The sequence below is a fragment of the Kurthia sp. FSL E2-0154 genome (assembly GCF_038003625.1).
In the GTDB taxonomy this organism is placed as follows: Bacteria; Bacillota; Bacilli; order Bacillales_A; family Planococcaceae; genus Kurthia; species Kurthia gibsonii.
Genome location: NZ_JBBOPO010000001.1, coordinates 1,987,514 through 2,006,460, shown reverse-complemented (window position 1 = coordinate 2,006,460; position 18,947 = coordinate 1,987,514). Strand labels below are relative to the sequence as shown.

The 18,947-nt window shown below is 35.9% G+C and carries 17 protein-coding genes; 15 read left to right on the top strand and 2 right to left on the bottom strand.

Annotated elements, in window-relative coordinates:
* Positions 1–48 precede the first annotated feature (48 nt).
* Positions 49–255 carry a DUF5342 family protein gene (locus MHB75_RS09850; protein ID WP_068451017.1) on the bottom strand — a complete coding sequence of 69 codons (207 nt, stop codon included), beginning with the start codon at positions 253–255 and terminating at the stop codon, positions 49–51.
* Positions 256–387: 132 nt separating this feature from the next.
* Here MHB75_RS09850 and MHB75_RS09845 point away from each other — a divergent pair, with 132 nt between their 5' ends.
* Both MHB75_RS09845 and MHB75_RS09840 read left to right on the top strand, forming a co-directional pair.
* Positions 388–1,527 (top strand): DUF445 domain-containing protein, encoded by a 1,140-nt coding sequence (locus MHB75_RS09845; RefSeq protein WP_068451020.1) that lies wholly within the window; start codon positions 388–390, stop codon positions 1,525–1,527.
* A gap of 20 nt (positions 1,528–1,547) precedes the next feature.
* Positions 1,548–1,904: a YlbF family regulator gene (locus MHB75_RS09840; protein WP_068451021.1), complete on the top strand. Its 357-nt coding sequence runs from the start codon at positions 1,548–1,550 to the stop codon at positions 1,902–1,904.
* A 143-nt stretch (positions 1,905–2,047) separates the two neighbouring features.
* Here the strand turns inward: MHB75_RS09840 and MHB75_RS09835 are convergent, their stop codons facing one another.
* Positions 2,048–3,337, bottom strand: coding sequence for a globin-coupled sensor protein (locus MHB75_RS09835; RefSeq protein WP_340997444.1), 1,290 nt, complete (start codon positions 3,335–3,337; stop codon positions 2,048–2,050).
* A 66-nt stretch (positions 3,338–3,403) separates the two neighbouring features.
* Between MHB75_RS09835 and MHB75_RS09830 the strand changes: the two genes are divergently transcribed.
* From MHB75_RS09830 to MHB75_RS09770, 13 genes are all read left to right on the top strand, one after another.
* Positions 3,404–4,918 carry a coproporphyrinogen III oxidase gene (locus MHB75_RS09830; RefSeq protein ID WP_340997442.1) on the top strand — a complete coding sequence of 505 codons (1,515 nt, stop codon included), beginning with the start codon at positions 3,404–3,406 and terminating at the stop codon, positions 4,916–4,918.
* Positions 4,919–5,022: 104 nt separating this feature from the next.
* Positions 5,023–6,117: a glycerate kinase family protein gene (locus MHB75_RS09825; protein ID WP_340997439.1), complete on the top strand. Its 1,095-nt coding sequence runs from the start codon at positions 5,023–5,025 to the stop codon at positions 6,115–6,117.
* Positions 6,118–6,217: 100 nt separating this feature from the next.
* A complete protein-coding gene (locus MHB75_RS09820) occupies positions 6,218–7,051 on the top strand; it encodes a DUF2785 domain-containing protein (protein ID WP_340997437.1) in 834 nt (277 codons plus the stop codon).
* A gap of 935 nt (positions 7,052–7,986) precedes the next feature.
* Positions 7,987–8,919 (top strand): ABC transporter permease, encoded by a 933-nt coding sequence (locus tag MHB75_RS09815; RefSeq protein WP_068451036.1) that lies wholly within the window; start codon positions 7,987–7,989, stop codon positions 8,917–8,919.
* Complete coding sequence (locus tag MHB75_RS09810; protein WP_068451039.1) at positions 8,916–9,833, top strand: ABC transporter permease; 918 nt, start codon at positions 8,916–8,918, stop codon at positions 9,831–9,833. The genes MHB75_RS09815 and MHB75_RS09810 overlap by 4 nt, the downstream gene beginning before the upstream one ends.
* A gap of 12 nt (positions 9,834–9,845) precedes the next feature.
* Positions 9,846–10,904 carry an ABC transporter ATP-binding protein gene (locus tag MHB75_RS09805; protein ID WP_068451042.1) on the top strand — a complete coding sequence of 353 codons (1,059 nt, stop codon included), beginning with the start codon at positions 9,846–9,848 and terminating at the stop codon, positions 10,902–10,904.
* Positions 10,897–11,793, top strand: coding sequence for an ABC transporter ATP-binding protein (locus MHB75_RS09800; RefSeq protein ID WP_340997433.1), 897 nt, complete (start codon positions 10,897–10,899; stop codon positions 11,791–11,793). Before MHB75_RS09805 ends, MHB75_RS09800 begins: the two co-directional genes overlap by 8 nt.
* Before the next feature lie 456 nt (positions 11,794–12,249).
* Positions 12,250–13,893 (top strand): peptide ABC transporter substrate-binding protein, encoded by a 1,644-nt coding sequence (locus tag MHB75_RS09795; RefSeq protein ID WP_340997431.1) that lies wholly within the window; start codon positions 12,250–12,252, stop codon positions 13,891–13,893.
* Positions 13,894–13,999: 106 nt separating this feature from the next.
* Complete coding sequence (locus MHB75_RS09790) at positions 14,000–14,932, top strand: ABC transporter permease (RefSeq protein WP_068451049.1); 933 nt, start codon at positions 14,000–14,002, stop codon at positions 14,930–14,932.
* The gene (locus MHB75_RS09785; RefSeq protein WP_141272844.1) at positions 14,929–15,846 is read left to right on the top strand and encodes an ABC transporter permease; all 918 of its coding nucleotides are present in this window, start codon (positions 14,929–14,931) and stop codon (positions 15,844–15,846) included. Before MHB75_RS09790 ends, MHB75_RS09785 begins: the two co-directional genes overlap by 4 nt.
* Positions 15,847–15,859: 13 nt before the next feature.
* Positions 15,860–16,909, top strand: coding sequence for an ABC transporter ATP-binding protein (locus MHB75_RS09780; protein WP_340997426.1), 1,050 nt, complete (start codon positions 15,860–15,862; stop codon positions 16,907–16,909).
* Positions 16,910–17,836: an ABC transporter ATP-binding protein gene (locus MHB75_RS09775; protein WP_340997424.1), complete on the top strand. Its 927-nt coding sequence runs from the start codon at positions 16,910–16,912 to the stop codon at positions 17,834–17,836.
* Positions 17,837–18,003: 167 nt separating this feature from the next.
* Positions 18,004–18,795 (top strand): HAD family hydrolase, encoded by a 792-nt coding sequence (locus MHB75_RS09770; RefSeq protein WP_141272850.1) that lies wholly within the window; start codon positions 18,004–18,006, stop codon positions 18,793–18,795.
* Positions 18,796–18,947 lie beyond the last annotated feature (152 nt).

Genomic DNA, 18,947 nt, shown 5'->3' with positions numbered 1-18,947 from the left:
ACGAAAAGCAAACAAAACGGTTGAAAATCGATTTGTTTGCTTTTTTATTTAATGGTCATATACATGAAAGACCATTAATTCATGTATATCTTTTTTTAATTGTTCAGTAATGATAAAAGATTGTGGTTGCACGATTTCAATTTCACCATCTCCATGATAAAGAGCAGTCACCTTTTCTCTGTTATAATAGAAAGAAAGACGCCAACCAGGCATTTCTCCTGCGTATAATCGTTCAAATGTAAAATGTTGAATCATCATTCATCCCCCTTTTTTTCAGTATAAACAGAATGAGGAAGGGAAAGCGAATTAAAACTTCTAAACGATTCATTTTCCGAACAAAGTATCCTCTGTTATAATAACGATAGTTTAAAGAAAAGGGTGGATTACATGAATACGGTCATTACAATTCTATTCATGGTTGTTATTGGTTCATTAATCGGTGGTGTGACAAATCATTTAGCGATTAAAATGTTGTTTCGTCCACATAATCCAGTTTATATCTGGGGAAAACGACTACCATTTACGCCTGGATTGATTCCACGTAGACGAGATGAATTAGCGAAGCAACTTGGAAAAACAGTTGTAAAATATTTATTAACGCCAGACACATTCCGAGCAAAGTTTTTTAATGCGACGATGCGTGAAAAAGTTTTAGAATGGTTAGGGCAACAAACGAAAGAGAAAATCTTCACAGAAGAAAAAACACTGCAGCAATGGTTAGACCAAGCAGGACTTTCACATGCACCAGAAATGATTGAGAAAAAATTAGATGATTTAATCGTTCAACAAGTAGGTCAAGTGCAAAATGTATTAGCTACACAGACAGTTGAACAGTTACTACCAGCTAGTTGGAAAGAACGTGCAGAATCAAAAATTCCAGAAATTTCACGTTACATTTTGAATAAAGGCGATCAATACTTTGATACAGTTGAGGGAGAACAGGCAATTAAAGGCTTAATTGACGGTTTCCTAAGCTCAAAAGGAACATTCGGTGGTATGATTCAGATGTTTATTGGTGATGGTTCATCACTTGTGCCTATGCTTCAAAGAGAAGTGAAGAAGTTTTTAAGCTCGGATTCGACATTCCATGTGCTTAATAATTTACTTCAAAAAGAGTGGGATAAGTTACAAGTTCAAACAGTTCCGCAATTATTAGGTGATTTAGATTTCACTTCTACAACGGAACGCATTCAAAAATATGCACGTGAACAATTAGCAATTCGAGATCGTTTAGACTTACCGCTTGTACATTACTTACCAGATGGTGCAAAATGGTTACAGGACAATGTATATCCAAAATTAGTTGAGACAACCTTTACACAAGTAGAAAATAAATTAGAAGATATTTTATCGCGTATGGATTTAGAGAATGTTGTAAGAGAACAAGTCGATAAATTCCCGGTAGAAACACTTGAAGATTTAGTACTTGGGATCTCAAAGCGCGAATTTAAAATGATTACCGTACTAGGATTTTTACTTGGTGGAATCATTGGTGTCGTGCAAGGGATTATCGCTGTCGCATTTTAAATACAAAGGAGTTTTTACACATGGTTAATATTTATGACGACTTAAACAAATTAGAAGCAACATTCCGTAAAACAGAACAGTTCACAGCACTTGAATTTACAATTGAAGAAGTGAAGAAAGATGCTGATGCAGTAGCGCTATTCTCAAACTTCCGTAAAATGCAATTAACATTACAAGAAAAACAAGCGAGTGGTGAAGAATTATCAGAAGAAGAATTACAATATGCTCAAAAAACAGCTCAATTAGCACAACAAAACGAAAAAATTAATGCAATGCTATTAGCTGAGATGGAAGTAAGTGCCGTAATTAATGAAATTACAAGCGTTATTATTAAACCTGTACAAGCTCTATACGACAGTATTCCAGATGCAGAATAATGAATATAGAAATCGTGATGGGTCATACGTGTAAAAACTTCATCCCATATGAGTATAAGAAAAACTGGAATCGCGCTGTGGCGCGATTCCAGTTTTTCGTTGCAAACGCTAAAATGGGAAGTGTCCTGTCCTGATTTTTAAAATTACATACCAGCTAAATCTTCAGAAGATTGATGAATACGTTCAGAGTTTTGTTGAATGGAATTCACGCTCGCCGTTAAATCAGAAACACTTTGGAATAGGTGATCGTTTCGTTCCGTTAATTGATGCATATAATCGACAATATTACAGAATGAACTACCTGTTGCCATTACTTTTTCACTTGACTGGTGAATTAGTGATTGTAAATTTTTAGAAATTTCAGAAATGGTTTCGGTCTTGTCGTAGGATTCAGATAAAATTTGATCGACCTCACTAAGCGACACTTTTGTACTTTCAGCTAGTTTTCTCACTTCTTCAGCAACAACCGCAAATCCACGTCCATGTTCGCCAGCGCGTGCTGCTTCAATAGAAGCATTCAATGCAAGTAGATTTGTTTGATTTGCAATTTGTGTAATCATTTGTGCGATGGATGACACTTTTTTATTCAATGTGTGAAGTTGATTAACACTTTCTTGAATTGTATGCATCGTTTCTTTCAATTGTTCAGAGTTTTGCTCTGTTTCTTTCAATTGTTCTTGCTCTTTAATAGCAGCTTCACGCACTTCTTCAGCTAGTGCGGAGTTATTACTTGAAAGTTCTTCAAGTTGACTTAGTACCGTCATCATATGAATTAAATCGTTATTAGTTTGATGTGTCATTTCACTTAATGAAACGGAGTTATCGCGTATTGCGCTCATCATCTCAGCTTGACGATTATTTTCTTGTTTTAATTCTTCTTGATGATGAATTTCATATGATTCTAAAACAATTTGCTGTTCAAAGTTTAAAATTTTAGAAACAGCTATTAACATTTTAAATTGTTCTTCAGATGGGTACAATGTTGTTTGCACCAAATTTGAAAAATAATTTAATAAGTCTTGGAAAGCACTCATATACCATTTTGGTTCTAAGCCAATGTGCGAGTGTACGGTAGCAATTCGGTAACGCTTTTGTAAAAAATTCTCGTTAATAACACCATCAAACATTTCGATAATATGCTTTTTTAATGTTTGTTGTAAGCGTGTGATTGTACTATGATCACGTATGATTCTACCTAGCGAAGGTTCCTTTTCGAGATTGTCATAAAAGTTTGCTACAATATAATCGATATTGTCTTGTACGATAGGGCGCATAACGCGTAAAATAGCTAGGTCATCGACTGTCAGTTGAATCATTTGAATTTGTGTTTGAATCGAATGATTTAAATCTGAAGCAATAAGAACATATGGTATTTCTTTTGACATATGATCCTCTAGTTGATGTGTGATTGATTTCCTTGTGAATTTTGGCATGAATCATCAGCTCCTTTTGTGTAATAAAAGTATGTAAATAATTAAAAAGAAAGAAGTGCAAAATAAATGAAATTGATTGCTCTAGATCAAACGTATCCACAAGATTGGATTCGTGTTATTACGCATATTTGTAATTTATTCTTTGAGGATTCTAAAGTAACAACAAAGAATGAATCAGCAGATGTGCATGTATCGTTTATGTATGATATTTCGGAGGACTTCACGGTTTCTGTAACATCAATATTAGTAGTTGATAATAAACAGTTTGTAAGTGAATTCACCCAAAAATATGAAGAAGATGCAGATAAACGTGGTGTGAATATCCGCTTGAAGCGAGCGGTTTCGCACGTTTTATTAGAAAACCTTGAAAAAATGACAAAAATTTATCAGAAGTGGGGTATCCTTACAGGGGTGCGTCCGACCAAATTGTATCACAAATTTAGGAGAAATGGTCTATCTAAAGAGGAAATAAGAAACAAACTAGCGACAGAATTTAGATTATCAAATGAAAAAGTAGATTTAATGGAAAAAATTGTAGAAAGACAACTAGTGACAATTCCTGATTTAGATACAATTGGTAATGAAGTGAGTATCTATATTGGTATTCCGTTTTGCCCGACAAAATGTGCCTATTGTACATTCCCTGCTTATGCAATTCAAAGTAACCGTAAAAAAGGTCGCGTAGCTACCTTTTTAGATGGTTTGCATATTGAGATTGAACGAATGGGGCAGTGGCTGACTGAAAATAATATGAAGATTACATCAGTCTATTGGGGCGGCGGGACACCGACTTCGATTGAAGCAGAAGAAATGGATGCGCTATATGAGACGATGTATCGTTCATTCCCAAATCCTGAAACAATTCGTGAAATAACTGTTGAAGCAGGTAGACCAGATACAATTACGGAAGAAAAATTAGCTGTACTTCGCAAATGGGGAATTGACCGTATTAGTGTAAATCCACAATCTTATACAGATGAAACATTAAAAGCGATTGGTCGCCATCATACTGTACAAGAAACGATTGATAAATTTTGGTTAGCTCGTAAAGAGGGAATGAATAATATCAATATGGATTTAATTATTGGATTACCAAATGAGGGAATGGAGGAGTTCGAACATTCTATTGAAGAAACAGCGAAAATGCAGCCAGAATCATTGACTGTTCATACACTCTCATTCAAACGTGCTTCCGAAATGACACATAATCGTGATCGTTACAAAGTAGCGGATCGTCAAACAGCTGAGAAGATGATGAATCGTGCAAAAGAATGGACAGCTGAAAATAATTATGTACCGTACTATTTGTATAGACAAAAAAATATCGTCGGCAACTTAGAAAATATCGGCTATTCTAAGCCTGGAGAGGAAAGTATATACAATATAGCCATTATGGAAGAGGTTCAAACTATCATTGGTCTCGGTTGCGGGGCTTCAAGCAAGTTTGTTCATGCTGACACAGGTAAGATTGAACAGTACCATAATCCAAAAGAGCCAGCCGCCTATATTATGACGTATGAAGATTCAATTAATAAGAAGATTGAACTTTTAAATGACATGTATGGTGTGAAAATTAAATAGAATCGAAAAGAAGTGATAACAAATGTTATGGCTTCTTTTTAATTTTTGCTTTTTTAAATCTTCTTTCGATACGATAGAGATATGACAAAATAGGGGGAATGGATATGAGCTATTATTTAGTTGCACCTGATTCATTTAAAGGAACGTTGGGTTCACAAGAAGTTGCTAACATAATTGAACAAGAGATTATAAAACAAAATCCACAACATGAAGTAAAAAAGATGATTATGTCAGATGGAGGAGAAGGCTTTTTAGAGGCGATGACTTCAGAGGAAGAACGATTTCACCATACTGTACTGAATCCAATAGCCGAGCCAATAGAAGTTATGTACGGCATAAAAGATGGAAAAATGATTATTGAGATGGCGCAGTGTGCAGGTTTAATGCTACTTTCAGTCGAGCAATTAAATCCTAAAATCACAACGACATATGGTGTTGGACAACTGATTCATTTAGCAATTGAAAAGGGGTTAAGCGAAATTGTGATTGGTATTGGTGGGAGTGCAACAAATGATGGGGGAACAGGTATGCTTGCCGCACTAGGTGCAAAGTTTTATAACGCGCAAGGTGAAAAGTTGGAAATTCCTAAGCTACATGACATTGATACAGTTGATACGCGCCAGATGCATATACCCACAGAGCTTCATGTAACGATTGCTTCCGATGTAACCAACCCTTTATGTGGTGAACAAGGAGCAACGCATGTTTTTTCGGAGCAAAAAGGATTATCAAAAGAAGATTTCGAAGAATATGATGCGTATATGAATCATGTGGGTCGCTTATATGAAAGTAAAACTAAAAAAAGTGTCATGAATGAACAAGGAGCAGGTGCAGCAGGAGGTATTGGGGCAGCGTTATTAGCTTTCTTCAATACAACAATGGTATCAGGTGCAGAGCTTGTATTGAAAGAACAGCAATTCGAGCAACATCTTCAACAAGCAGATTGGGTCATTACAGGAGAGGGAAAAACAGATCGACAAACATTGGAAGGTAAAGCTCCTTTTCAAATTGCATATCAAACAAAGCTACAAAATAAAAAGACGATGTTGATTTCTGGAAAAGTTGAAAATAAAGATATGCTCGCTATTTACTTTGATGAAATACATGAAATTATCACGAAAGAAATAACAATAGAAGAAGCTTTAAATAGACCGCAAAAATCACTTCAAAAGTGTTTACAACAAATTTCTTTTCAATAGAATGTCATAACGTGGTGTTTAATCCAATATTTATTAAGGTATAAAGTGTTATGACTCAAATCGTAGTTTGAATCCTACGAAAAAGTGGGAGGGATCGCGCATGACAGAAGAAAGTTTGAAATCTTACTTAATCCAAATTCAACAACAAGATATTGAATGGAATGAAGTAGATGTTAATAACGTTGTTCGAGAGATGTTTGATCATATACAAACAACCGATATTGAATTGAAAGAGAAGTTAATAGAACCCCTCTTGTCAGAGATGGTTCAATATCATCTAACAGAATCGGCCTTAGAAGCATTAGCCAAAAAATGTGTTGATGAAGAACATTTATATAAAGAAATTGGGGATACTGTTACACGTTATAAAATGACTCGTGCATTTTCGATGTATGTTATTAAAGAATTAGTAGAGAGAGATGTAAAAGATGTTTTTTTATCGCACGACACATTTGATTTGCTTAAAAGAGAAGTGATTCTCTACACTAATCTTGAACAAGATTATCGTTTTTATACGGAGGATATGGGATGGGTGAATAGTGTTCGTTTTAGTCTAGAAGCATTGTATGCAATTGTTCAAAATACACGTCTAGATCCAGCAGAATATACGCAGATTTTTCAAACAGTCATGAATAAAATTTTTACAGCACAGATAATCTATCAGTATGATGAAGAAGAAATAACAGTAGACTTTATTCAATTACTGTTAGAAAAAGGCTTTTCAGAGCAAAAAATCATTGATTTTTTAGAAAGAGTACCTGCATTTTTAGAAGGACAAAAAGAAAAGATGACACATATAAACTATTGGAATTTGTATAAAAATTGCAAGTCTCTTTTACGGAGTTTATATATTCGCCTCGATTTGTGTGAAAACCAACCACTTTTGCTTGCTGAAGTGAAAAAGTGCTTACCTAAAATATCTTTTACTTTTTAAAAAAGACTTTATATTAAAAGTATAGAGTCTTTTTTTGTTTTTTTGATATTTCGAAGTCTTACTATATTGAAAAAACTAAAAAAACATATAAAAAGAATAAAATGTGCTAAAAAAAGCATTTTTCTTAGAAATTGTGCGAGAAATCAATTATTTAAGAAAATACGAATTTTTAAAATATTCTTATAGTTTAAAAATAGATAAAAAGACACAAATTACACTAAAAAATCAATACTTTAACGAATTAGTGTACGAACTATTTTTTATCCATACAACATTAGTCTGAATAATTAAATATTTATAAATAATTATTTTATAGTATATTTATTATTTATTTGACGATTTTGAACTCTTTTTTCTAATAAAAATACAAGAGAAATTAGAATTGGATAAATAAGTATGTTAATTTAGAAAAGATATAATTGTGTGCAAGTTGAAAATATTCTTTCAACTTCTTTTTTTCTTAAAATTGTTTTGCTATAGTAATAACATGCTATTTGCGAATGGTTCTATTCTTTTTATTCACTTACTTTATACAAGTTAGTTGTACAACTTCTACATATCTATAGAGACGGATATTTTTTACATAAACGAAACGTAGATGAACGTAGTACATTTTCAACAGAAGTATAGAAAAAAGAGAGTAGTAAACATACGTGAATAATCAAAGATAATAATTTTGATTATCAAGTTGGTCGCATGGGGTGAATCGAGTGGCAATGATGCGAATACATTGTTCATTGTGTATAACAACTGCTGATCATGGTAATAACACAAAGGTTTTATGGGGACATGGAATAGGGGCTATGTCTGTAAGTGAGTGACATAATGTAAGGTCAGTGCGTATGGTGACAGATGAACACCATACTGGGGCTGCTTAGGAGTGTTAACTTCTGAACAGCCCATCTTTTAATTAAGAAATAAGGGGAGGCTATAACATGTTAAAGTATATTTTAAAACGTCTTGGATATATTTTAGTGGCATTATTCGTAATTGTAACAATTACATTCTTCTTAATGCGTATCGCACCGGGTAGCCCGTTTGCGAGTGAGAAGAGTTTACCACCTGAGATTGAAAAAGCAATGAATGCTGAATACGGCTTAGACAATCCATGGTATATCCAATATAAAGATTATTTAATTTCAACAGCACAATTCGACTTCGGTCAATCAATGAAGTATAAGGATCGTTCAACAAACGATATGATTGCGGAAAGTTTCCCAGTATCTTTAACACTTGGAGTAGAAGCGATGTTACTTGCAGTAGGACTTGGTGTCTTAATCGGGGTTGTCACAGCACTCTATCATAATAAATTCCCAGATTACCTCGGTACGACAATTGCCGTACTCGGTATATCCGTCCCATCCTTTATCTTGGCAGGCCTTTTACAATACTTTGTCGGTTTAAAAGCAGGTTGGTTACCGATTAGTGGATGGAATGGCTTTGCATATAGTATATTACCAGCCCTCTCAATTGCCATTACGCATATGGGCTTCATCGCAAAATTAACACGTTCTAGTATGTTAGAACAAAATCATTCTGAATATGTGAAAATGGCGCGTGCAAAAGGGCTTGGTAAATGGACAACAGTATTCAAACATACACTTCGTAATGCATTATTACCTGTTGTTACGTACTTAGGACCATTATTTGCAGGGGTTATCACTGGTAGTTTCATCGTGGAACAAATCTTTGCGATTCCAGGATTAGGTAAGTATTTCGTAACATCGATTACAAACCGTGATTACACAGTTATTATGGGTACGACAGTATTCTATTCAATCATCTTATTACTTGGTGTATTAATTGTTGATATTTTATACGGATTCATCGATCCACGTATCAAGCTGAAAGGAGCGAAAAAATCATGACACAACCAATTCCAAAAGAAAAATTCAAAATTGTCGGTGTAGATGAAAAGAAAAGTGAACGCTTAGCCGATAAGTCGGTATCGTTCTGGAAAGAAGTATGGATTCGCTTCTCTCATAATAAGCTTGCAGTAGTAGGGATGATTGTCATTGCGATTATTGCTTTAATGGCTATTTTTGCACCGATGTTATCACCTTATAAATATGATGAAATTCTTGGTCGCTTTAATGAAGCACCTAGCGCAAAAAACTGGTTTGGTACAGATGACTTAGGTCGTGATGTATTTACACGTATTTGGTACGGAGCACGTATTTCATTATTTATCGGTCTGGCAGCAGCAGTAATCGATTTAATTATCGGGGTTGCATGGGGCTCAATCGCTGGTCTTGTAGGCGGAAAAGTCGATGATATTATGATGCGTATTGCAGATGTACTAACAGCAGTACCTTATCTATTAGTTGTTATTATCTTACTTGTTGTTTTACAACCAGGTTTACTACCAATGATTATCGCACTGTCGATTACAGGTTGGGTAAACATGGCGCGTATCGTACGTGGTGAAGTATTATCTATTAAAAATCAAGAGTATGTTCTTGCTGCCCGCACACTTGGCGCAAGTACAGGGCATTTAATTATGCGTCACTTAGTACCAAATGCACTTGGTGCGATTATCGTAACGATGACATTAACAATTCCAAATGCCATCTTCACAGAGTCATTCTTGAGTTATATCGGTTTAGGTGTACCACAACCACAAGCAAGTTGGGGAACAATGGCATCAGACGGGAACAATGCGATTGATACAGCACCTTGGCGTTTAATCTTCCCAGCAATTTTCATTTCATTAACAATCTTTGCATTCAATGCAGTCGGTGACGGTTTGCGTGATGCACTCGATCCAAAACTACGTAAATAGGAGGTGTGGAAAATGGCTGAAACCATTTTAGAAGTTAAAAATTTAAAAATAAATTTCAAAACGTATGCGGGTCTTGTACATGCCGTACGTGGTGTAAACTTCGATTTGAAACAAGGTGAGACACTTGCCATTGTAGGTGAGTCAGGTTCAGGGAAATCTGTAACGAGTAATGCATTGATGAAACTGATTCCACAACCACCAGGCATCTATGCAGATGGTCAAATTTTGTTTGAAGGTCGTGATTTAATTCCACTGACTGAAAAACAAATGTCAAAAATTCGTGGAAATGACATTGCAATGATTTTCCAAGATCCAATGACAGCACTAAACCCAACGATGAAAGTTGGAAAGCAGATTACAGAAGTTATTTTGAAACATAATAAAAATACATCGCGTGCAGAAGCAAAAAAACGTGCGATTGAATTATTAGATGAAGTTGGGATTCCTTATCCAGAACAGCGCTTCTCGCAATATCCACATGAATTTTCTGGTGGTATGCGTCAGCGTGTGGTAATCGCGATTGCATTAGCAGCAGAACCAAAACTACTTATTGCAGACGAACCAACAACAGCACTAGACGTAACAATTCAAGCGCAAATTATTGAATTAATGAAGAAAATTCAAAAAGAGCGTAATACATCAATCATCTTCATCACGCATGATTTAGGTGTTGTAGCGAATGTAGCTGATCGTGTAGCGGTTATGTACGCTGGACAAATTGTAGAATATGGTACAGTGAATGAAATTTTCTATAATCCTAAACATCCTTATACATGGGGATTACTTGGTTCGATGCCTGATTTAGATAATAATGCAGATGAGTTATTACGTACGATTCCAGGCTCACCACCAGACTTAACAAACCCACCAAAAGGTGATGCGTTTGCAGCACGTAATGAGTTTGCGATGCAAATTGATTACGAAGAAGAGCCACCAATGTTCCAAGTGTCACCAACACACTTCGCGAAAACATGGTTACTACATCCAGATGCACCAAAAGTAGAATTACCTGAAGCTGTTGCAAAGCGCATTAAAGGTTATTTAGGTGAGGAGGTCGAGCAATATGTCTGAGAAAATTTTAGAAGTTAAAAATTTACAACAACATTTTGGTTCGATTAGAGCAGTCGATGGAATTAGTTTCGATGTTTATAAAGGTGAAACACTCGGTCTTGTAGGTGAATCAGGTTGTGGAAAATCAACAACAGGTCGCTCGATTATCCGTCTATATGACATTACAGGTGGAGAAATTATCTTCAAAGGTCAAAATATTCATGGTAAAAAATCGAAAAAAGAATTACAACAATTCAATAAAGAAATGCAAATGATTTTCCAAGACCCTTATGCATCATTAAATCCACGTATGACAGCAGGCGAGATTATCGCAGAGGGTTTTGATATCCATGGCATGCACAAAGATAAAAAGAAGCGTAAAGAAGTTATTGGAGAATTACTAGAGGCAGTAGGTTTAAATCGTGAACATGCTGGGCGTTATGCACATGAATTCTCAGGTGGTCAACGTCAACGTATCGGTATTGCACGCGCATTAAGCTTAGACCCTAGCTTTATTATTGCAGATGAACCAATTTCTGCATTAGACGTTTCAATTCAAGCACAGGTGGTAAACTTACTAAAGCAATTACAAAAAGAGCGTGATTTAACATATTTATTTATCGCGCATGATCTATCAATGGTGAAATACATCAGTGATCGTATCGCTGTAATGCGCCGTGGTAAAATTGTTGAACTAGGTACAGCAGAAGATATTTACTATCATCCTGTACACCCATATACAAAGTCATTATTATCAGCTATTCCATTGCCAGATCCAAAAACAGAAGCGACACGTGTACGAATTCCTTATGAACATGAGGAAGTAGGCGAAGGTGGAAAAACATATGAAGTATTCCCAGGTCATTTTGTTTATGGAACAGAAGAGCAATTAAAGAGATGGCGTCCATAAATATAACAATATAATAGTAAGAAGTCGCTTTTAAAAAAAGTGACTTCTTCACTATATATTCTCATATATTAGAATATAAATGAGAAGTTTTGTTGTGCGAAACATTAGAATGTGAAAATAAATTACCAACATGCTTTTTTAATTAACTAGTTAATAGATAACTTAAAAATGGTATATAATGGATTTTATTTTCGTTTCATTGAATCAATTATCTAATGTGATGAAGTACTTTATTACTTTTGAGGATAAAAGCGCATTCAAAATAATGGTATTTTTTTGTTTTCAACTTGGTCATAGATGTTAGAAAAAATAGAAACTTACAATTATTTTAATTTTTTTGAAAAATTAAAAGATAATGTTTTTAATTTTCTATACATTTTGATATTATATTAATAGCTATACAAGGTAGCTATTTTTCTACTTGGAAGAATAATTTCAATAAAGGGGGCTTCATTTATGAAGAAAAAGTCACTACTGCTTGTATTATTATCAGCAGTAATGCTAGTCCTTGCAGCTTGCGGCTTTGGCGGTAAAGACAAAGATGAAAGCGGCGGCAAAGACTCAGACAACGGTAAGGATTCAAATGAACAACTAAACTTAGTTATTCCATCTGAACCACCAAGCTTAAATCCACAAAAAGCAACAGACAGTACATCAGGCGCAATTTTACGTTCAGTATTCGAAGGTTTAACTCGCGTTGATAAAGATGGTAATGTGCAACCAGCAGCTGCTGAGAAAATTGATGTAAGCGATGACAAATTAACTTACACATTCACATTACGTGATTCAAAATGGTCAAATGGTGACACTGTAACAGCAGGCGATTTCAAATACGCTTGGATGTATGCATTAGATCCAAAGAACGCTTCTGAGTATGCGTCAATCCTATATCCAATCAAAGGTGCTCAAGCATTCAACGAAGGTAAAGGTAAAGATTCTGATGTTGGTATCACTGTAAAAGATGATAAAACATTAGTAGTTAAGTTAGAAAATCCAACTCCTTACTTCACTGAAATTACTGCATTCTACACTGCAATGCCAGTAAATGAAAAAGAAGCTAAGAAAAATGCAAAATGGTCAGCTGAAGGCGGTAAAGGTTACGTATCAAACGGACCATTCACTTTATCTGATTGGAAACATTCAGACTCAATTACTCTTAAAAAGAACGACACGTACTGGGATAAAGAAAACGTATCTCTAAGTACTGTAGATATTAAAATGGTTGAATCAGAAGCAACTGCTAACCGTATGTTCAAGAGCGGTGACATTGATTTCCTAGGTTCTCCATTCCAAACAGTTCCACTTGATGCAATCGATGGTTACAAAAAAGATAAATCACTTAAAATTGAAGACTATGCTGCTATTTACGAGTATAAATTCAATACAAAAGGTAAATTCACTAAGAACGAAAACATCCGTAAAGCTTTAACATTATCAATTGACCGTCAAGGTTTAATCGATAACGTTGTAAAAGGTGAGCAAACACCAGCTTTAGGTATGGTTCCAAAAGCAATCAAAGGCTTTGAAACAGATCGCGGTTACATCAAAGATAACGATGTAGAAGGCGCTAAAAAAGCTCTTGCTGAAGGTATGAAAGAATTAGGTATTAAAGATGCAAAAGATATCACAATCGGTATCTCAATCAACACTTCTGAAGCACATGCTGCAATCGCACAGTACATTCAAGAAGGATGGACTAAAAACTTAGGTATCAACGTTAAAATTGATAACGCTGAGTGGCAAGTATATCTAGATAAGATTTCTTCATTAGATTATGATGTAGGTCGTCTAGGTTGGATTGCTGATTACAACGATCCTTACACATTCTTAGAGCGTTATGACACTGCTAAGAACGGTAACAACGACACTGGTTGGGAAAACAAAGAATACAAATCTCTAATGACGCAAGCTACGAAAGAAACTGACGAAGCGAAACGCGAAGAGATCATGAAAAAAGCTGAGAAAATTCTTATGACTGAATTCCCAGTAGCACCAATCTACTACTACACAAACCTTTGGGTTGAAAAAGATTACGTTAAAGACATGGCGCCTAACCGCCTTGGTGAAATCAGCTTAAAAGATGTTAAAATTGAAAAATAATAAGTGAACCTCACTTATTAGGCTTCACACAAGAGGGCTACGCTTAGTCGAGGATTCGATTAAGCGTAGCCTCTTGTTTTATTCAAAAATAGAAGGAGGTAGAAAGATGCTTCAATATATTTTGAAAAGGTTTGCTTATATTCTTGTTGCACTATTTGTTATTGTAACAATCACATTCTTCCTAATGCGTATCGCGCCTGGTAGTCCCTTCGCAAGCGAAAAAAGTTTGCCACCTGAAATTGAAAAAGCAATGAATGAAGAATATGGACTCAATAACCCCTGGTACATTCAATACAAAGATTACCTCATCTCCACTGCACAATTTGATTTTGGTCAATCCATGAAATACAAAGACCGCTCCACAAATGATATGATTGCAGAAAGTTTCCCAGTATCACTCACACTCGGCGTTGAAGCCATGCTACTTGCAGTTGGTTTAGGCGTATTAATCGGTGTCGTCACCGCCCTCTATCACAATAAATTCCCAGACTATTTAGGTACGACCATTGCTGTACTCGGTATATCCGTCCCGTCATTTATTCTTGCAGGACTTTTACAATATTTTATTGGACTCAAAGCAGGTTGGCTACCCATCAGCGGTTGGAATGGCTTTGCTTATAGCATCTTACCCGCCCTCTCCATTGCCATTACGCATATGGGCTTTATTGCAAAATTAACACGTTCCAGCATGTTAGAACAAAACAGTTCTGAGTATGTTAAAATGGCTCGCGCCAAAGGTATTGGAAAGTGGACAACCGTCTTCAAACACACCCTCCGTAATGCACTTCTCCCAGTTGTCACCTATTTAGGACCTCTTTTTGCCGGAGTTATTACAGGCAGTTTTATCGTGGAACAAATTTTTGCGATTCCTGGACTCGGTAAATATTTCGTTACCTCAATTACAAACCGTGATTATACAGTCATCATGGGTACAACTGTTTTCTATTCGATTATTTTACTCCTAGGTGTTCTCATCGTTGATATTTTATACGGATTCATTGATCCTCGTATCAAGTTGAAAGGAGCGAAAAAATCATGACGCAACCAATCCCACCCGAAAAATTTAAAATCGTCGGTGTCGACGAACGTAAAAATGAACAATTAGCTGATAAATCCATTTCCTTTTGGAAAGAAGTATGGATTCGCTTTTCTCATAATAAATTGGCTGTAATTGGGGTAATTATAATTATCTTGATTGCACTCATGGCGATTTTTGCACCCATGCTATCTCCTTATAAATATGACCAAATTTTAGGGAAGTTTAATGAACCACCAAGCTCAAAAAACTGGTTTGGAACAGATGATTTAGGACGTGACGTATTTACTCGTATTTGGTACGGAGCACGTATTTCGTTATTTATCGGTTTAGCCGCTGCAGTCATTGACTTAATTATCGGTGTTGCTTGGGGTGCAATTTCAGGACTTGTAGGTGGTCGAGTAGATGATATTATGATGCGTATTGCAGATGTTTTAACAGCTGTTCCGTATTTATTAGTTGTCATTATCTTACTTGTTGTACTACAACCGGGTTTGTTACCAATGATTATCGCTCTCTCCATTACAGGTTGGGTGAACATGGCGCGTATTGTACGTGGAGAAGTACTTTCCATTAAAAATCAGGAATATGTACTCGCGGCGAGAACACTTGGCGCAAGTACAGGACATCTCATTATGCGACATCTTATTCCAAATGCTCTCGGTGCGATTATCGTAACAATGACATTAACAATCCCAAACGCTATTTTTACAGAGTCATTTTTAAGCTATATCGGTCTAGGTGTACCACAACCACAAGCAAGTTGGGGAACGATGGCATCAGATGGTAATAATGCGATTGATACAGCACCTTGGCGACTGATTTTCCCAGCAATTTTTATTTCACTAACGATTTTTGCTTTTAACGCCATTGGTGATGGACTGCGTGATGCACTCGATCCAAAACTACGTAAATAAGGGAGTGTTTTATATGGATGAAATCATTTTAGAAGTCAAAAATTTGAAGATTAACTTTAAGACGAATGCAGGTACAGTACAAGCTGTACGTGGTGTGAACTTTACAATTGCAAAAGGTAAAACTTTAGCAATTGTAGGCGAGTCTGGTTCTGGGAAGTCTGTAACGAGTAATGCTTTAATGAAGCTCATTCCGCAACCTCCAGGTATTTATGCAGAAGGAGAAATCCTCTTTGATGGTCGTGACTTAGTCAAGTTAACTGAAAAAGAGATGACGAAAATACGCGGCAATGAAATGGCGATGATTTTCCAGGACCCTATGACTGCTTTAAATCCAACGATGAAAGTTGGAAAACAGATTATGGAAGTGATTTTAAAACATAAAAAGAACTTCTCAAAAGAGGGTGCTAAAAAGCGCGCGATTGAATTACTAGATGAAGTAGGAATTCCATATCCTGAAAAGCGTTTTTCTCAATATCCGCATGAATTTTCAGGCGGTATGCGTCAACGTGTTGTAATTGCGATTGCACTTGCAGCAAATCCAAAACTTTTGATTGCAGATGAGCCAACAACAGCACTTGATGTAACAATTCAAGCACAAATTATTGAATTGATGAAAGAAATTCAGCGTAATAGTAATACGTCCATCATCTTCATTACACATGATTTAGGTGTTGTAGCGAATGTCGCTGATTACGTGGCAGTGATGTATGCAGGACAAATTGTCGAGTATGGTACAGCAGATGAAATTTTTTATAATCCACGTCACCCTTATACTTGGGGTTTACTCGGTTCAATGCCTGATTTAGATAATAAATCAGACGAATTATTGCGTACGATTCCAGGATCGCCTCCCGACTTGATTAATCCACCAAAAGGAGATGCTTTTGCGGCACGTAATGAGTTTGCGATGGCAATTGATTACGAAAAAGATTCGCCGATGTTTGAAGTAACGCCAACTCATTTTGCAAAAACATGGCTCCTTCATCCAGATGCGCCGAACGTTCCAATTCCAGAAGAAGTACAAAAACGAATTGATGGATACTTGCAGAAGGGAGAACAGTAGATGGCGAATAAAATTTTAGAGGTACGCAATTTAAAACAATATTTCGGCACAGTTAAAGCAGTCGATGATATTAGTTTTGAAGTGTATGAAGGCGAGACGCTAGGATTAGTTGGTGAGTCGGGTTCTGGAAAGTCGACAACAGGGCGCTCAATTATTCGTCTATATGATATTACAGATGGTGAAGTACGATTTCGCGATGAGAATGTACATGGGCGAAAAAATCGACAATCACAGATGACGTTTAATAAAGAGATGCAAATGATTTTCCAAGACCCTTATGCATCACTCAATCCACGTATGACAGCCGGCGAGATTATCGCAGAAGGTTTTGATATTCATGGTATGCATAAAGATAAAAAGAAGCGTAAAGAAGTTATTAGTCAATTGCTTGAAGCAGTAGGTTTGAATCGTGAGCATGCAGGGCGTTATGCACATGAATTCTCAGGCGGTCAGCGCCAGCGTATTGGGATCGCGCGCGCACTCAGTTTAAATCCGAGTTTTATTATTGCAGATGAACCTATCTCAGCATTAGATGTATCGATTCAAGCGCAAGTCGTAAACCTCTTAAAAAAATTACAAAAAGAACGCAATTTAACTTTCTTATTCATTGCGCATGATTTATCAATGGTGAAATATATTAGTGATAGAATCGCTGTCATGCATCATGGAAAGATTGTAGAACTTGGCGATGCTAATGCCATTTACAATCACCCAATCCACCCCTATACAAAATCTTTACTGTCAGCAATCCCATTACCAGATCCAATATCCGAAGCGAAAAGAACAAGGATTCCTTATATACCAGAAGGTGTAAGTGCTACTCAAACGACGCATGAAGTTTACCCAGGACACTACGTATTTGGAACGGACGAACAAATTCAAGTGTGGAAAGCAGAGACCGAAAAAGGACATATTATTGATTATTAGTGCCTAAACGAACGAAAACATTATTCATTAGTTTGAATGTTACGTTTTTCGTTCGTTTTTTTAATTTTATTCATAAAAATCTATTGTAATTTTCTGAATTCATGTCGTTTGTATTGTAAAATATAGTACAATAAAGAGAGAAAATTGAATGATATAGGGGCGTTAATATGACGATTACAACAGTTCTTTTTGATTTAGATGATACGCTATTATGGGATCAAAAAAGTATTGCAGAAGCTTTTTGTTTAACATGTGAAGAAGCAGCAAAACATGTGGATGGAGAAGTGAATGTTCAAGAGTTAGAAGCGGCTGTTCGTGCGGCAGCGAGAAAATTATACGCAAGTTATGAAGTCTACGATTACACACAAATGATTGGTATCAATCCCTTCGAAGGAATGTGGGGAACATTCGACGATCCAACACCTTCGTTCCAAAAGATGAAGACGATTGTACCGCAATATCGTAAAGATGCTTGGACACAAGGGTTAAAAGAATATGGTATTGAAGATGCGCAGCTTGGTGAAATGTTAGGGGAATATTTTATTGAAGCGCGTAAAAGAAGTCCTTTTGTATATGAGGAAACGTTTGAAGTATTAGAGCAATTAAAAGGCAAATACCAATTAGTATTATTAACAAATGGTGCGCCAAGTCTACAAAATACAAAATTAGAAATCACACCTGAGTTAGTGCCATACTTCGATCATATTATTATTTCAGGTGATTTTGGTAAAGGAAAGCCAGATGCTTCTATTTTTGAATATGTATTAGAAAAAGCCAATATTTCAGCAGGTGAGGGAATTATGGTTGGTGATAATTTAATGACTGATATTTTAGGTTCATCACGTATTGGTATGAAGAATGTATGGATTAATCGCGAACATAAAGCACCTTCTGAGACGGTTATTCCTACATATGAAATTCAGAACTTGCGCGAATTAAAAGCAATTATTGAAGCTTAATGGAAACTTTCTTTTTTGTGTCACGTTCTATAATGGCATGAGGAGGAATTGGAAGAAATATGAATCGAAGTCGTAAAAAGAAACGTATTGTCTTTGTGTCGTTGTTACTTACAATTGCAGTATGTCTATATAAAATGAAACAATAAAAGATG

Bases quoted from the DNA above. Each gene is read 5' to 3' on its own strand.
- MHB75_RS09835 (WP_340997444.1), bottom strand. From the start codon at position 3,337: ATGCCAAAATTCACAAGGAAATCAATCACACATCAACTAGAGGATCAT.
- MHB75_RS09815 (WP_068451036.1), top strand. From the start codon at position 7,987: ATGTTAAAGTATATTTTAAAACGTCTTGGATATATTTTAGTGGCATTA.
- MHB75_RS09770 (WP_141272850.1), top strand. From the start codon at position 18,004: ATGACGATTACAACAGTTCTTTTTGATTTAGATGATACGCTATTATGG.
- MHB75_RS09800 (WP_340997433.1), top strand. From the start codon at position 10,897: ATGTCTGAGAAAATTTTAGAAGTTAAAAATTTACAACAACATTTTGGT.
- MHB75_RS09810 (WP_068451039.1), top strand. From the start codon at position 8,916: ATGACACAACCAATTCCAAAAGAAAAATTCAAAATTGTCGGTGTAGAT.
- MHB75_RS09830 (WP_340997442.1), top strand. From the start codon at position 3,404: ATGAAATTGATTGCTCTAGATCAAACGTATCCACAAGATTGGATTCGT.
- MHB75_RS09820 (WP_340997437.1), top strand. From the start codon at position 6,218: ATGACAGAAGAAAGTTTGAAATCTTACTTAATCCAAATTCAACAACAA.
- MHB75_RS09785 (WP_141272844.1), top strand. From the start codon at position 14,929: ATGACGCAACCAATCCCACCCGAAAAATTTAAAATCGTCGGTGTCGAC.
- MHB75_RS09825 (WP_340997439.1), top strand. From the start codon at position 5,023: ATGAGCTATTATTTAGTTGCACCTGATTCATTTAAAGGAACGTTGGGT.
- MHB75_RS09850 (WP_068451017.1), bottom strand. From the start codon at position 255: ATGATTCAACATTTTACATTTGAACGATTATACGCAGGAGAAATGCCT.
- MHB75_RS09840 (WP_068451021.1), top strand. From the start codon at position 1,548: ATGGTTAATATTTATGACGACTTAAACAAATTAGAAGCAACATTCCGT.
- MHB75_RS09795 (WP_340997431.1), top strand. From the start codon at position 12,250: ATGAAGAAAAAGTCACTACTGCTTGTATTATTATCAGCAGTAATGCTA.
- MHB75_RS09790 (WP_068451049.1), top strand. From the start codon at position 14,000: ATGCTTCAATATATTTTGAAAAGGTTTGCTTATATTCTTGTTGCACTA.
- MHB75_RS09780 (WP_340997426.1), top strand. From the start codon at position 15,860: ATGGATGAAATCATTTTAGAAGTCAAAAATTTGAAGATTAACTTTAAG.
- MHB75_RS09845 (WP_068451020.1), top strand. From the start codon at position 388: ATGAATACGGTCATTACAATTCTATTCATGGTTGTTATTGGTTCATTA.
- MHB75_RS09775 (WP_340997424.1), top strand. From the start codon at position 16,910: ATGGCGAATAAAATTTTAGAGGTACGCAATTTAAAACAATATTTCGGC.
- MHB75_RS09805 (WP_068451042.1), top strand. From the start codon at position 9,846: ATGGCTGAAACCATTTTAGAAGTTAAAAATTTAAAAATAAATTTCAAA.